A 14,917-nucleotide genomic window follows, 5' to 3' on the forward strand; every position below is an offset into this window, starting at 1 on the left:
TTTAAGGTCTTATTTCTTAATTTTTACTCCTGCATCAGTCTTACCTTTCAGGAGTTTTTTATAGGCCTTAAGCTTCTTCTTAGGTGTTTTGAAGGTTGCCCCCTTCTTAATCTTCTTAAAAGCCTTAGATCCAATACTCTTTACCTTAGTACCTTTAAGTGTGACCTTTGATAAATTCGTGCACTTATAAAATGCCTTTTTGCCGATTTTTGTGACATTTGCACCAATGGTTACTTTTGTCAGCTTCTTGCACCCTTCGAAAGCGCTGTCCCCAATTTCTGTAATATTGGCTCCGATTGCGACACCCGTGATGTCGGAATTTTTAAAAGCAGAAGCTGCTATTTTATTAACGTTATAATCCTTATCACCAACCCTTACTTTTTCAGGAATTGTGATGCTTCCACTGGCATTACCTGAAGGCTCAACAGATACTCCGTCTCCGTCAACCTTGTAATTCACTCCATCCTGCTGCGTTTCTGTCACAGCCACTTCATTTTCAACCCTCGGCGCCTCCTCTATTGGCTTTCCATCTTTATCAAGTGCCGGAAGATCCTCAATATCCTTAGTCTGCTGCGTAAATAATGCATTCTTAAAATTCGCAGTATATGTAGTTATTCCTCTCTTTCCGACAGTTGCCGGAGTTTTAACTGATGATATGGTATCAACCTTTTCTGTTATCTGATGTCCATCCTCAGCATGCGTGCATCCCGGTCTTGTGCATGTAACTACAGCCGTACATGTTTTGCCATCATCACTGAATGTATAAACAGGTGCACCATACTGGTGCTTTAGCGGATTAATAGCAAATGATCTTTCAGTAGCCTTTTCCTCATAACCGCAGTGCTGACACTTATGATATAAGCATTCATATCCTTTTTGAGTACATGTGGGTTCGGTTATTGTCTTATAATAGGTTGAGCCAAATGCATGCTGGTCGGTGTCCGGAACACTAATCTGATACGGTAGCATAGCAAAATAGCTTGCACTTTCAGCTGAATCTCCTTCTACAGTAAAATACATATAGTAGTCTTTCCCTGATTTTTTCTTGCTTAAATAATCAGGAATCTTATATTCTATTTTTCCCGTATCACTTGTATAAGTCCCCAGATTTATATACTCATACAGTTTAATATCCTTACAATCTGCCACCTTACTGTCATTTAGCAGATTCTTGTCAGTTATTATAATTGACATCCTGTTATATCCATTTTCCAGGCCTTTATATGCAGAATATGAAAAGAAGACTTTGCCATCACATCTTGTTGCATCTGAGATCTTAACTGAATGCCACTTATCAACCAGTGTAAGTCTATATCTGCCATGGTATTGATCAACACTTCCAATCTTTGTAGAAAACAGAATACTGCTCTGAGCAACATTGATGGCAGGTGAAAGAGATAGCTGCGTGGTCTGTTTTTCATCGCTGAATATATCACCGGATTCTGATACATAATAACCATATTCGGTTCCATAGACGTTAGATATCCACCATTTTCTGGCAGAGCCATTATATTTTTTTATCCTTGAATTTATGTTATTACCATAGAATTTTTCTATATCAGATTTTGATAATAATCGTGCCTGATACCCTCTTCTGGCCCAAGGATCATTTGTATCCTCCACAGCATTGTCTTCCGTCAATGTAAAGTTCTTCCCTGCAGTCATTATTTCATTAAGAGCTCTCTGATTATTGTGTGAGCCGTACCATATTGGTGTCTTGCAGTCAAGAAACAAAGACTTTTCGCTAACCTCCATTCCTGCTTGTACTTCTGTTTTACTAAGTACATTAAATATCAGATCATCCTTCTGATTGGCCTTTCCAAAGACCACCTCATTAAACACTCCCGGCTTGATGTTTTCTATCTGATTCACACCTAGTCCCGTATTAGCTATTGTCTTTATTACAGCGGCATGTGATGTAACAGCGCCGCCTCCAACAAATGGAATCATTGTCACACTAATTGCGCATGCCAGTATTGCCCCCAGAACTTTTCGCCCCGGATTTATCATTTTCCTCATTCTTTACCCCCTTATGATATTGAAAAATAATTACACTTTTCCGTCCTTTTAATGTAATAAATCTTCCGTGATTGCACTACCTACCAAAGTAGGTATTTGCAAAAAATACCGGTTTACCACTTTACAGGGAAAGTAAAAAGGAGCTGTCGCGTTAGATGATCAAACCATCTAATACTACAGCCCCTTTTGAATTTTATTGTAGCTTTCATTATGAGTTTTAAAATCTATATAGCTTACCTATCTTACACTTCTTTATCTTTGTGCCCTTGTGATCGTAGAAGGTACCCTTTACAGTGGTGTTCTTCAGTGTTACCTTCTGTCCTGAATAATTGCCGGCATCTCCGCCAAGGGTGCACTTATCAATGGTAACCTTCTTGGCAACAACATTGTTTTTCCCCGCATAATAGTAGGGATTGAGAATCATGATTGCAAAGAACTGACCGTTCCTGTCACCCTTTTTCACGCAGGTTATCTTGGTATTTTTAATTGTAATATTCGAACAGATCTGGTCCTTAATAACCTTGCCGCCGTTTGTTGTAGGCTCAATAAGAATACCGCACTGAGGTGCCTTTCCCTTAGCCTTTTTAATGGTACATCCGTCAATAGTCACATTGTCGGCATCAACGATTCCGATATTATTTCTGCCGCTGTTGGAAACAGTACATTTCTTGATGGTAATCTTGCTACAGCCATAAAGATTATCAGAATCATTCATGGTTCCCAGATATATGCCATCGGTAACGGCATCATAGATTTTCACATTCTCAAGCTTAACATTTTGCGAATCTTTTATGCATATCGCATGACAATCTTCGGATTCTCCAACATGCTGTTTTTTATCAGCATATATTTTTCCGCCATTTATGGTTACATTATGAGCATTCTTAATAGCTATATAATCATAGTAATTTTTGCTATTGGCTTTAAGTCTTAAAACAGTATTAGCTGCCATATTGATAGTAACATTGTCCTTAAGCTCTATTCCTATCTGAACAGGCGTGGAAATATTGAATTCACCTGCATCAATAGTTACAATGCCTCCACCTGCTTCCGAGACTTCCCTGATTGCTTTATTGATCTGCTCTGTGTCATCTACTCCATCATTCGGATAAGCTCCGTATTCGGAAGCATTCACAGCCACTTCAGCCTTAGCGGTCATACCACCTGAAAATGCAAAGCACAGGCAGGCAGCACCTGCAGTCAATAGTGCCATTTCTAAAATCTTATTTTTTCTCATCATAGCAAATACCTCAACTTCCTTAAGCCTTATAAATTAAAATGCTTTTGGTACACATCAAAAAATGATGTGGTAGTCACTGTTTCCGAGTAGTTTATTTTTATCTTTTTCCAAAGCTCATTATTAAAAATCCTCGAAAGCTTTGAAGCATAATCGTTGTACTGTTTACCAAAAACCTCGCGCTTACGTTCTTCCACAATTCGGACCTTGTTAGCCTCTGTTTCTTCGCGGTTAAAGGTACTTACACACTTCAGGATGATGTAGGCATCCTCCGTCTCAACTATTCCGCTGATCTCACCGTTGTCCAAATTAAAGGCCGCATCCTCAAGGATCTGATTCACTTCGCCTTTACCAAAGGAAACTGTGCCCTCTTCGGCTTCGTTATACTGCTCCATCAATACGTCAAAATCGGTTCCTTCATAAAGCTGCTGCAAAAGCATGGATGCCGTTGACCTGATGCTATTTTTCTCAGCTGCATCCATTGGCACCTTTTCACCCTTTGAATCCAGCGTCCAGGTATTTAGAACTATCTGCTCGACAGTGATGGTTCTTGCCTCATCATCACTTATCTCCGGATTGATATCACGAATAATGTACTCATAGAGCTTATTGGCAGTGGCATATTCCTGATACATTAAGTCCAGCTGCTCCGGGGTGATATCTCCCATAGCCGCAACCTCGTCCGCATTCAGTGATTCAAAATACTCCGTCGCCGCTTCTCCAGCCTGCACTCTTTCCTGCTCTGTAAGCTCTATTTCGGAGTCTGCGGCAAGAAGATTCATAGCCTTAACCTGGGAAATTGTGGAAAGGCAGTCTCCTTTTATGCTCTCCTCCATGGTCTGATCACCGGCTTTTATGGAAAAAATATCTTCGCCAAGCCCCTGAATATACATATTCTGAGAATTCACAAGGTATACCAGAAATTCAGCTCTTGTACAGGAGCTGTCCTCAATCCTAAAGAGCTCATCATTTAAAAAGCCTGTCGTAAGGACTACCTTCTTGTCCTTTAGATTATCACAGCCGCTAAGTGAAAGCATGCAGCACAGAATCAGACCACAGGCCGTAATCTTTTTTATTTTTCGAAAAAGGTTTCCGCGTAGTCTCATCTTTATCAGCTCATTTTTTCCAGAATGCTTCTTGCAACGCAAAGGCCGTTGGCGCTTGCCTGCTGAAGGCCTCTTGTGATTCCGGCGCCGTCTCCGATTGCACGAAGGTTCTTAATGCTGGTCTCAAAGTCTTTATTTACAATAACCTTGTTGGAATAGAACTTAACCTCAACGCCGTAAAGCAAGGTCTCCTCTGATGCGATACCGGGAGTTACCTTATCAAGGGCCTGTATCATCTCATCGAGGTCCACCATTATTCTGTGAGGAAATACCAGTGAAAGGTCACCGGGTACTGCATCCTTAAGTGTAGGGATAAGGTTATTTCTGGCAAGACGCTCATCTGTTGTTCTTCTGCCTCTCTTGAAATCACCATAGGTCTGCACAAGGATTTTTCCATCGCAAAGCATGTTTGCAAGCTCGGCAATCTTCTTACCATATTCAATAGGAGTCTTGAAGGGCTTGGTGAAATTCTTGGATACAAGCAGTGCAAAGTTGGTATTATTTGTCTTATACTCCGCGCTCTTGTAAGCATGTCCGTTTACTACAGCAAGGCCGCCTTCATAGTACTCAGTTGCCACTTCACCTGAAGGATTGGTACAGAAGGTTCTAACCTTATCATCGAAGGTCTTTGTATGATAAATAAGCTTAGCCTCGTAAAGGTTCTCATTAAGGCTCTGCATTACTTCATCTCTTACCTCTACGCGAACACCCACATCAACAGTTCCGGGCTTGGTCTCAATTCCGATTTCCTCGCACTGAGCTCTGAACCAGTCTGCACCTTCACGGCCAACTGCTGATACGATTTCCTTCGCGTAGATGGTCTCGCCGTCTGATGTGCAAACGCCTGTTGCTGCGCCGTCCTCAACAAGAATTTTCTCAACCATAGTGTTGAATTTAAGCTCTACACCCTTCTCTGTAAGATGCTCCTGGAGCTTACTGTAAATCTTGTAGCCCTCTTCTGTTCCAAGGTGTCTGATGGGGCACTCAACCAGCTTCAGATTGGCATTAATAGCCTTTCTTCTGATATCCCTTATCTGCTCCTCTTTATTTATACCATATACGCTCTTATCGGCGCCAAAGGAAAGATAGATTTCATCTGACTCATTTATGAGCTTTGTGGCAGCATCATAGCCGAGGATATCCGGCAATGTTCCTCCTACATCCGGTGAAAGGGAAAGCTTTCCATCCGAAAAAGCACCAGCTCCCGCAAAGCCTGTTGTAATTGAGCAGGGCTTGCAGCCTACGCATTTTCCTGTGGTACGCTTAGGGCACTGTCTCTTCTCTATTGATCTTCCTTTTTCAACTATCATTACCTTTAAGTCGGGGCGCTTGTGAATAAGCTCATAAGCACAGAATATGCCTCCGGGGCCCGCTCCGATAATAAGTACGTCTACATTTTTTGTTGCCATATTTCCTACCTCTTTTTATATTCAAAAAACAAAATTGTGCTTTCGCATTATACATATATTTTAATGGAATTTCCATGTATTTCATACTAAAAAAGAAATAAAAAATGACTGCTGAAAACTCAGCAGCCATTTTCTCCGATATCTCATGTCTGATCAGATTATTACTTGGCAGTTTTCTTTGCCGGTGCCTTTTTAGCTGTGGTCTTCTTAGCCGCAGGCTTCTTTGCTGCAGGTTTCTTTGCTGCAGCCTTTTTAACAGGTGCAGCCTTCTTTTCCTTGCCAGCGTTCTTTAAGAACTCAGCCTTTCTAAGGTCTCCCTCTGCTACGATCTTGCCTGTAAGATAAGCATTTACCACATCAACCTTGCCTTCTGCAACGCCGATAATGTCTTCTGCAGAAGCATAGATAAGAACATCGCGGTCGAAGTAATCGTAAGGCTCAACATTAACTTTTCCGTCCTGAACCTCTACATAAAAAGCGCCTTCGCCCTCACCTGTAACATTGATCTGAATAGCTGTATGCTCTGTTACGCCACTAACATCAACGCCCTTAAGTGCCTCTCTTACCTTTGAAACTACCTCTTCGTATGTCATTTTTTCATCCTCCCTTAAAAGAAATATGTATCTTCTTCAGCCCTTGCGCTATGATACTGCCAAAATGTTATCACTTAACCGCTAATTTAGCAAATTTTTAAATTCATTTTCTGTCATCGACTGTTGCTGCGATACTGTACAGGTGTCATACCATATTTTTTCTTGAATAGTCTGTTGAAATGCTCTACATTCTGATAACCTGCTGCCTCAGCAACACGCTCCACCTTCATGTTTCCGTTTTTCAAAAGGATACTTGCCTTTTTAAGACGAATCTTCTTAACATTCTCGCCAAAGGTCATGCCTGATTTTTCCTTAATATATTTGGAAAGATAAGGCTTTGAAAGGTAGAACTCCTTGGAGAGATCATCCAGTGTAACAGTCAGGTAATTCTCCTGAATGTAGTTCAGAATTGCGCTTATTCTCTCATCCTTGCCATCTGTGCTCTTCTTCACGTCATCAAGCTGATTTACGGCCACAGTCAAAGCGTTGATAGATGATCTGATAATATCCTCATCAATTCCTACACCCCAGAGCTTCTTGCCATCACAGGTAATTCCCACATAGGTGCATGCCTTTGAGGAAGATCCTCTGCTAAGAGCGTGCTCTTCGTAAACAGTAAGCTCGTAGCTGACTCCGAAGTACTGCTTGAATGCGTTACTTACAGCATCGAGACGACCGTTTCCGTTTGCTTCAATAATATGATCTTTTCCTGCATGAGAAATGGTAACCTCAGCAAGAATACCGTTCACCTGCTTAAAGTGTACTTCATTTACTTTAAATACTGATTCGTTGTGAACATACTTATCCTCAAAGATCTGATAAATACGTCCGGGTGCAAGCTCTGCATGCTCTCTGTCAGATACATCCTTGATGGTGTAACTGATGTCAGCCTGCATTTCTTTGGGAACCATCATGCCATAGTTGGTCTTGAGGATGTAGCTTACGCCACCCTTTCCGGACTGGGAATTGATTCTGATAACGTCGCCGTCGTACTCTCTTCCAAGATCCTTGGGATCGATGGGAAGATAGGGAACGCTCCAGATTCCGTTGTCTTTTCCTGCATCATGCCAGGAGAAGCCCTTACTGATAGCATCCTGATGAGAGCCGGAAAATGCAGTAAATACCAGCTGTCCTGCATAGGGCTGTCTCTCGAATATTCTCATTCTTGTAAGGCGCTCATAGGTAGCACCGATTTCATTGATTCTGCTAAAGTCAAGCTTAGGATCAACGCCGTGTGAGTACATGTTGATAGCAAGGGTAACAATATCAACGTTACCTGTGCGCTCACCGTTACCAAAGAGTGTTCCTTCGATACGATCCGCACCTGCAAGGCAGCCAAGCTCAGCATCACTTATTCCCGAACCTCTGTCATTGTGAGGATGAAGGGAAAGTGTTACAGCGTCGCGGTATTTAAGATTCTTGTGAATATACTCAACCTGAGTTGCAAATACATGGGGCATTGCAATCTCAACAGTTGTAGGGATGTTTATGATAACTTTGTTTTCCTTTGTAGGCTTCCATACATCAAGAACTGCGTTGCAGACTTCTACTGCATAGTCTACCTCTGTTCCGGGGAAACTCTCAGGAGAATACTCAAAGGAGAAGTTTCCTTTGGTTTCCTTTGCAAGCTTATCAAGAAGCTTGGCACCATCAATTGCGATCTGCTTTACATCCTCTTTATTCTTTTTAAATACCTGCTCTCTCTGAGCAACAGAAGTGGAATTGTAAAGATGAATGATAGCCCTTGGTGCACCCTTAACAGCCTCAAAGGTTCTCTTTATGATATGCTCTCTTGCCTGAGTCAGTACCTGAACGGTAACATCATCGGGTATCATGTTCTTCTCGATAAGTGTTCTTGCAAATTCAAACTCTGTCTCAGATGCAGCAGGGAAACCGATCTCGATTTCCTTGAATCCAAGGTTTACAAGCATGGCAAAGAACTCAAGCTTTTCATCAAGGCTCATTGGCTCTATAAGTGCCTGGTTACCGTCACGAAGATCGACACTGCACCAGATAGGCGGGTGATCCAGATAATCTTTCTTAACCCAGTCGTATGTAACTTTTGGCGGCATAAAATACTGCCTTTGATACTTCTCGAAGTTCTTCATAATGCTCCTCCTCAGGTGATATTTTTTCTTAAATTTGGTATCGGTAATTATGTGTATTAAATTTACCCCAAATTTTCCATGCATAATTAATATGCTAAATAATTCTAGCATTTATTTGTTGATGTATTTTATTGTATCACTTGAGGATTATTTTAATAGTGGCATATTTAATCATTTTTATTGATTTATTTTAACATAGGCCTGGTTATATATTAGTATATTACTGCGATACCTATCTATCCACCACTTATCGCCTGAAAAAGCATTGATGATAACCAGTGAAAAATCATACAAAAAACACCCCTTGCATCTTCGCAGGGGGTGTCCTCAGCAAAAACAATATCAGATGTCCTTCTTCCAGAGGCCATGGAGGTTGCAGAACTCATAAGCTGCAATAGCCTTCTCTCCGTCTGCCAGAACGAACTCAGCGCAGGGCTTATCTGAAGGAGTAAGAGATTTCTGCATGAAGCCCTTGTCTGTCTCAAGCCAGATATACTGGATGTAATGGTTGTCCATCATAGGATGCTCTACTTCACCAACCTTAACGGTTATCTTGCTTCCATCCACCTCGACTACAGGAACGTGCTTCTCATGAGCACCGTCTGATGTGCCGGGGATGAGCTCTGTCATGGGATCACCGCAGCATACGGGTGTGCAGGCTGCATTGTTGATCTTAATTACGAAACTACCGCACTTCTCACATTTGTAGAACTTCATAACGAAACCTCCTTTGTTCATTTGTAATATTAATAATTCTCAGCCTTAAGCTGGAAATATGCCTGTGGATGATTACATACCGGACAAACCTCCGGAGCAGCGGGACCGATCACGATATGTCCGCAGTTGCTGCACTGCCATACAGCATCGCCATCACGTGAAAATACGATCTTATCCTCAATATTCTTAAGAAGCTTCTTATAACGCTCCTCGTGCTCCTTCTCGATTGCAGCAACGCTCTCAAAAAGCTCTGCTATCTCGTCAAAGCCCTCTTCTTTTGCGGTCTTTGCAAATGAAGGATACATCTCCTTCCACTCATAGCCCTCGCCATCAGCTGCTGTCTTAAGATTCTCTATTGTACTTCCAATGCCTGTCAAAATCTTATACCAGATTTCTGCGTGCTCCTTTTCATTGGCTGCAGTCTCTGCAAAGATGTTTGAAATCTGAACAAAACCGTCCTTTTTAGCCTTGGATGCAAAGAAAGTGTACTTATTTCTTGCCTCTGATTCACCAGCAAAAGCTGCCTGCAGATTTTTCTCTGTCTGCGTGCCCTTAAGGTCTTCTGCTCTGCATCTCCACTTGTTGTTTTCTGCCATTTCACTTCCTCCGTTTTTCAAAAAATTTTTCTGCGATATTCCATCGTCCATGCGAATATTTTTTGTCAATTGGCCGATAAAAATATCTCCTACATCAACTATTCTAACACGCAAAAAGTCGCGTGTTTATTATATTTTTATTAAAATGGGAATGTTGAAATGTTAAAAGAAAAATGCATATTTACATAGCATATTTTGCGATGGCCAAAAGGAAGGATTTCTTTTGAGCCGATGTACATAAATAATGGAGCACACTGCTATTGCGGCGTGCTCCAATTCTGAAATCACTTGTGATTTTTAAGCTTATAGGCTCTGTTTCTTGAATAGTTAAAGTTCCTTATGTGCTGATTTTCTTCTTTATAGGTATCATCACCATCTAAGAGATAGTATTCGGAAAGAAGTCTCTCATTACCCACATAGGCAGGAACGGCATCGGGAGAAATCTCGTACATCAGATAATACTCAACTGTTCCTGAATACTCTCTTGTATCAACAGCTTTATTAAGATAATTCATATCGTACTTTGCAATGTGGTAATCAGGGTTTGCAAAAACAAAGGCCAGATACATTACAGTCACCGTAACCATGCAGGCATTGTAAATAGGGAATCTGTCCGCATACAGATAAAAGATCAGGTATGCAAGGCACACCGCAAGCACTGCCAAAAACCAGAGTACAAATACTCTGAGGAAGGTAAGGTGATATACGTCTATATACATGAACATCCTGAAAGCACTTGATGCGATCATAATATAGGTACATGCGCCGATGATGGTCAGAATCACCTTAAGTATGGTATTCTCGGAAAACAATCTCTTACAGGTCATCACGATCACGAAGTTCATAATGCTGACAGCAAGCAACTGATAAAAGCCCTCGTGAGCATACTCAGCATAGGTATATTTCTCAGGAAGAGTCATATTTCCCATGAAAAGATAAACAATCTGGATCACGCTAAAGAGCAGATAAACTGCGCTAAGAAGCGATGTGAAGGTAATTGCCACAACAGGATTTATTCCAATATTTCTAGCTTCATGTGCTCCTGCTTTTCCCTTTGAAAGACTTCTGAATACTGTATAAAAAAGAAGCAGGGACCATACCAGCATGAGGGTAATTCCAAAGTAATCTTCTATATTTTCAGGAAGCTCTATAAGGTCCAGTATGTGCTCTAGCATGTTCGAAAAAACAAGATCAGCTGATGCAAGGAGAGCCACCACTACAAACAGAAGGGGAACAGCAATGCAGAGGCCTGCGATAACGGCAGGGAGATTTTTGTTTTTCGGCTTATCTCCATCCTTACGCTTACTAAGCCAGCAGTGAGTATCATAAAAGGGATCTGCTATACAGGATATGGGTCGCAGCAGCGTTGCCATTATTCCGATAGCCCAGGAAAAGATATCCCAACCCTTTGTATCAGCATACAGATGCAGCATAAAGCTGAACATCAGTACAGTTATGGCAAATCCATCTATCCACAAAAGTGTGGTGTTGGCTGTTAAGAATTTTGATATAGATAAAAGCGTTAACGATATAACGTAAAATATTCCAAGTCGCTTATCACCGTTTTTATCTGCAATAAGAGAAAATCCGTCTCGCCTTCTTGCTATTCCAATAAGAATTAAAGTAACAACCATGCTGACGGGATAGGTTATCGCATCTGTGTTTCTGTAGAGACAATAGGTGTGAACAATGGCATATATTATTGACAAAAGGGCATATTTCCGAAAGGAAACGTCATCACCCTTTTCTTCTATCGGAACCACCTGCGCAGGATTTATAGCGGGCTCAGAGCCTGAGAAAATAGGTGTAGCACCGTTAGCCAGCACCTTTCCATAGGTTCCGTCAGCCAATACCTCCTGCTGCGAATTAACTTCTTCTTTTAATAAAATTTCATCCTGATTCATGTTGTTTTCCATACTTAGAATCCTCCATTTTAAGCTGCCGGATTTCAGATTTTATCTGCGTTCTTCAAAGCAGCCATTTTATATCAGTAATATTCTTAAGTCTCATCATCCGGAACATATTCAAGAATGTCGCCGGGCTGGCAGTCCAGGGCCTTACATATTGCCTCCAGAGTCTGGAAGCGGACTGCCTTTGCTTTGTTATTTTTCAATATGGACAGATTGGCCAGAGTGATATCCACCTTGCCTGCCAGCTCGGTAAGACCAACCTTTCGCTTTGCCATCATCACGTCCAAATTAACTACAATTGCCATAATTTCCTTCCCGCTCCTTTACAGATTCATGTGATCAGCATGAGTCCTTCATAAATAAAACAATTCGGGCTACGCCCGGATGCACCTCGTCAGATGCTGCGGCTTACTTAAATTGTAAGGTCATTCTCCTCTTTGTAACTCACCGCTTTGTCAAAAACCTTAGAGAGCACTTTACTCAGGACTGCGGCAAAACAAAAAACTGCTGCCGTAATAACCGCTCCGGGAGTGAAATAGACAAAACATCTGATAACCTTAACAAGAGTAATGACAAATGCGAATGTCCCCATTCTGCGAAGGCTGTCCACATTGGCCTGAACAAAGCAGTCATCCTCTATAACTGTTTTCATCATTTTCCGAAGCTCGCGGAGAATGAGAAGTGCAAAGGCACCTGCCAGCATTATTGAAATCACTGCAAAAACATAATGATCCCTGATCCTGGCATATTCTGTGGTCTCACCAAGTGCCAGAACTGTCATATCCACAGCTTTTCCCAGTGTGAGGGGTACGGTCACCTCGATGATCAGTCCTATGTAAAAAAATACATCAAGGCAAATCTTGAAAACTCTGTTTAGCTTATCGCTCATGTGTCTGCTCCTTAACTACTTTTTTAAGGCTTTCTGAACCTCTTTTGTAATTTCGTTATATCACGGGCACTTTTGTAAGTCAATAATTTTTTATCGTTTTTCGATAAATCGAATGTCAGCGTAAATATAATGCCGCTTGCAGCGTTCTCACGGAGCACTCTGTATGAAATACAAAGGGAGCTGCCAAATTGGCAGCTCCCTGAAACCATGCTATTTACTATTTTTTACTTAAACCTTAAATACATTGATCAGATTCTCAATCTCATCTGAAGAATCAGAAACGGCTGTAGCACTGGAGTCTACGCCCTTGGAGTTCTCAGCCACAAGCTCTGCACTGGATGTAAGATGTGTTGCTGTTGCACTTACTTCCTGAGTACTTGCTGACTGTTCCTCCGAGATAGCTGCCATAGAGGTTGCGATCTCATCAACGCTTCCTACCTTGGCTATCATCTCTCCTACGATATCGCTGGTCTCATCAAGACTCTTGAAGATTTCTTCAAATGTAGTTCCGGCAGTATTAACAGCGTCCATATTGTTGTTGATTTCTTCCATGTTATTCTTGGACTTAGTGGAAAGCTCCTCAATCTGAACTGTGATTTCCTTGATGATAGTGGAAATCTGCTGAGTGGAATCAGCACTGTTCTGAGCAAGCTGTCCGATTTCCTGAGCAACAACCGCAAAGCCTTTTCCTGCTTCACCGGCTCTTGCAGCCTCGATTGAAGCATTCAGTGACAACAGGTTAGTCTGGCTGGAAATTGAATTGATCATATCAACAATGGAGTTAATCTTCTGTGCAGATTCTCCAACAACTGATACTACATCGTTCATATCTTCCATGGACTTTGCAATGCCGGTCATGCCGCTTTGAACAACTTCCATATCACGCTGTCCATCTTTTGCCTTTGTGACTAGCGAATCCATGGTATCTCTTGTCTGCTGGCTCTTGTCGGTAAGATTTGAAACCTCCTGAGCAAGGGTTGTTGCCTGGTTTGCCAGCTCTGTTACTGCATCTGCCATATCGTCCATAGCACCCTGAATCTGTTGCATTGCCTTTGACTGCTCATCTGCCTGAATGTTCAGATCACTGGATGCGTTCTTGGAATTAGTCGCTTCTCCGGCCAACTTCTGTGTAACATCCTTCATCTTTATAAGAGTGTCACGCATCTGAGCAACATAGTCAGACATATTGTTGTTCATCAGACCGATTTCGTTTTCTTTATTTCCTGAGCCCTTCTGAATCTCAACAGTGAAGTCACCACTGGATATTCTGTTGATGTTATCAGTAAGCTTCTTTACAGGCTTTGCGATCATTGAGTTAATTGCCTGGAACATAATGACTGCCATAACAAGTACCATTACGCATGCAAGAACTGCGCTGATCATAATGAATTTATAAAGAGGTGCAAGAACATCACCCACCTTTACAAAGGATGCCAGATAAAAATTCGTACCGATAACAGGATCAATGGAAACGTAGTAATCTATTCCATCAGTTCCATGTAATGTGAAAATATCATCCCTTCCACCGGATGTGGTTATAGCTGATATCTGCTGAATAAAATCATCATCAGGGTACTCGGAAACATCTTTTCCTATCTGATCTGCAGCAGGTGATGCCACCATTACTGTTCCATCGAACATCATGGTTGAACCTTTGCCAAGAGGCTTATATGCACTTGCTGTTTCAGAGATTCCTGAAAGAACTATATCGGTTGAAAGTACTGCGGTTCTTCCATCAAGAAGATTTATCTGTCTTGAGCCGCAAACAACCATTTTTCCCGTTGTCATATCAACAGAAGGTGCGCCGAGTATTATTGACGACTTACCAAGAGCATTTTTATACCATTGTCTTGTTGTTGGATCATAATCAGCATCAGGAACCCATCCGCCACCATCATAGAAGTTTTCTGTTCCAACAGCCAAATAAACATCTATAACAACATCAGGATAAGCAGCCATTCCGGGTTCAAGAGCTCTAAAGTAGGCAGCATCATCTGCGTAAGCACTCTTCTCTAAAACATCACCCAAACTGTTATAGTATGATACCATTTCGGACATTTCGCCCGCTATCTCAGCGGCATTTGCCTTTGCTTCCATTGCAAGTCCGTTTGTGGCTTCTTCCACAATAACGTTTTTTGCGTTAATTCCGATGAAAACAGTTACAATCGCGATAGCCACAATTATCATCGGAATGATAACCACAAGAAGCTGCGCACTAATGTGCTTTGAATTGGGTCTACTAATATTCTTATCAGCCATAGATATCTACCTCCATAATGATACTTATAGGTAAATTATACTTTTTTCTCTAAAATGTTAAATTACGATAAAAT

General features: G+C 41.5%; 12 protein-coding genes. All 12 read right to left on the reverse strand.

Features of this window, described 5'->3' with window-relative positions:
* Positions 1–9 precede the first annotated feature (9 nt).
* The 12 genes from G608_RS0104335 to G608_RS22200 all read right to left on the reverse strand — a co-directional run bounded on the left by G608_RS0104335 (position 10) and on the right by G608_RS22200 (position 14,843).
* On the reverse strand, positions 10–2,019 hold the full coding sequence (locus G608_RS0104335; RefSeq protein WP_026495004.1) for a leucine-rich repeat domain-containing protein: 2,010 nt from the start codon (positions 2,017–2,019) through the stop codon (positions 10–12).
* Positions 2,020–2,236: 217 nt separating this feature from the next.
* On the reverse strand, positions 2,237–3,259 hold the full coding sequence (locus tag G608_RS0104340; RefSeq protein ID WP_026495005.1) for a right-handed parallel beta-helix repeat-containing protein: 1,023 nt from the start codon (positions 3,257–3,259) through the stop codon (positions 2,237–2,239).
* Between the two features lie 26 nt (positions 3,260–3,285).
* Positions 3,286–4,362 carry a peptidylprolyl isomerase gene (locus G608_RS0104345; protein ID WP_026495006.1) on the reverse strand — a complete coding sequence of 359 codons (1,077 nt, stop codon included), beginning with the start codon at positions 4,360–4,362 and terminating at the stop codon, positions 3,286–3,288.
* 5 nt (positions 4,363–4,367) lie between these two features.
* Positions 4,368–5,771: an NAD(P)/FAD-dependent oxidoreductase gene (locus G608_RS0104350; RefSeq protein WP_026495007.1), complete on the reverse strand. Its 1,404-nt coding sequence runs from the start codon at positions 5,769–5,771 to the stop codon at positions 4,368–4,370.
* Positions 5,772–5,932: 161 nt separating this feature from the next.
* The gene (locus G608_RS0104355) at positions 5,933–6,364 is read right to left on the reverse strand and encodes an SCP2 sterol-binding domain-containing protein (protein ID WP_026495008.1); all 432 of its coding nucleotides are present in this window, start codon (positions 6,362–6,364) and stop codon (positions 5,933–5,935) included.
* A 113-nt stretch (positions 6,365–6,477) separates the two neighbouring features.
* The gene (locus tag G608_RS0104360; RefSeq protein WP_026495009.1) at positions 6,478–8,472 is read right to left on the reverse strand and encodes a 2-isopropylmalate synthase; all 1,995 of its coding nucleotides are present in this window, start codon (positions 8,470–8,472) and stop codon (positions 6,478–6,480) included.
* Positions 8,473–8,814: 342 nt separating this feature from the next.
* Positions 8,815–9,189 (reverse strand): desulfoferrodoxin family protein, encoded by a 375-nt coding sequence (locus G608_RS0104365; RefSeq protein ID WP_026495010.1) that lies wholly within the window; start codon positions 9,187–9,189, stop codon positions 8,815–8,817.
* A gap of 29 nt (positions 9,190–9,218) precedes the next feature.
* The gene (gene rbr, locus G608_RS0104370; RefSeq protein ID WP_026495011.1) at positions 9,219–9,785 is read right to left on the reverse strand and encodes a rubrerythrin; all 567 of its coding nucleotides are present in this window, start codon (positions 9,783–9,785) and stop codon (positions 9,219–9,221) included.
* A gap of 284 nt (positions 9,786–10,069) precedes the next feature.
* Positions 10,070–11,701, reverse strand: a complete 1,632-nt coding sequence (locus tag G608_RS0104375; RefSeq protein WP_026495012.1) for a DUF4153 domain-containing protein — start codon at positions 11,699–11,701, stop codon at positions 10,070–10,072.
* An 83-nt stretch (positions 11,702–11,784) separates the two neighbouring features.
* A complete protein-coding gene (locus G608_RS0104380) occupies positions 11,785–12,000 on the reverse strand; it encodes a helix-turn-helix domain-containing protein (protein WP_026495013.1) in 216 nt (71 codons plus the stop codon).
* Between the two features lie 107 nt (positions 12,001–12,107).
* Positions 12,108–12,584: a DUF2975 domain-containing protein gene (locus tag G608_RS0104385; RefSeq protein WP_026495014.1), complete on the reverse strand. Its 477-nt coding sequence runs from the start codon at positions 12,582–12,584 to the stop codon at positions 12,108–12,110.
* 228 nt (positions 12,585–12,812) lie between these two features.
* Positions 12,813–14,843 carry a methyl-accepting chemotaxis protein gene (locus tag G608_RS22200; protein WP_026495015.1) on the reverse strand — a complete coding sequence of 677 codons (2,031 nt, stop codon included), beginning with the start codon at positions 14,841–14,843 and terminating at the stop codon, positions 12,813–12,815.
* Positions 14,844–14,917 lie beyond the last annotated feature (74 nt).

The organism is Butyrivibrio sp. WCD3002 (assembly GCF_000424265.1).
In the GTDB taxonomy this organism is placed as follows: Bacteria; Bacillota; Clostridia; order Lachnospirales; family Lachnospiraceae; genus Butyrivibrio.

What these genes read in the sequence shown, in the direction of transcription:
- G608_RS0104340 (WP_026495005.1), bottom strand. Translation starts at nt 3,259, where the DNA reads ATGATGAGAAAAAATAAGATTTTAGAAATGGCACTATTGACTGCAGGT.
- G608_RS0104375 (WP_026495012.1), bottom strand. Translation starts at nt 11,701, where the DNA reads ATGGAAAACAACATGAATCAGGATGAAATTTTATTAAAAGAAGAAGTT.
- G608_RS0104380 (WP_026495013.1), bottom strand. Translation starts at nt 12,000, where the DNA reads ATGGCAATTGTAGTTAATTTGGACGTGATGATGGCAAAGCGAAAGGTT.
- rbr (WP_026495011.1), bottom strand. Translation starts at nt 9,785, where the DNA reads ATGGCAGAAAACAACAAGTGGAGATGCAGAGCAGAAGACCTTAAGGGC.
- G608_RS0104335 (WP_026495004.1), bottom strand. Translation starts at nt 2,019, where the DNA reads ATGAGGAAAATGATAAATCCGGGGCGAAAAGTTCTGGGGGCAATACTG.
- G608_RS0104345 (WP_026495006.1), bottom strand. Translation starts at nt 4,362, where the DNA reads ATGAGACTACGCGGAAACCTTTTTCGAAAAATAAAAAAGATTACGGCC.
- G608_RS0104385 (WP_026495014.1), bottom strand. Translation starts at nt 12,584, where the DNA reads ATGAGCGATAAGCTAAACAGAGTTTTCAAGATTTGCCTTGATGTATTT.
- G608_RS0104355 (WP_026495008.1), bottom strand. Translation starts at nt 6,364, where the DNA reads ATGACATACGAAGAGGTAGTTTCAAAGGTAAGAGAGGCACTTAAGGGC.
- G608_RS22200 (WP_026495015.1), bottom strand. Translation starts at nt 14,843, where the DNA reads ATGGCTGATAAGAATATTAGTAGACCCAATTCAAAGCACATTAGTGCG.
- G608_RS0104365 (WP_026495010.1), bottom strand. Translation starts at nt 9,189, where the DNA reads ATGAAGTTCTACAAATGTGAGAAGTGCGGTAGTTTCGTAATTAAGATC.
- G608_RS0104360 (WP_026495009.1), bottom strand. Translation starts at nt 8,472, where the DNA reads ATGAAGAACTTCGAGAAGTATCAAAGGCAGTATTTTATGCCGCCAAAA.
- G608_RS0104350 (WP_026495007.1), bottom strand. Translation starts at nt 5,771, where the DNA reads ATGGCAACAAAAAATGTAGACGTACTTATTATCGGAGCGGGCCCCGGA.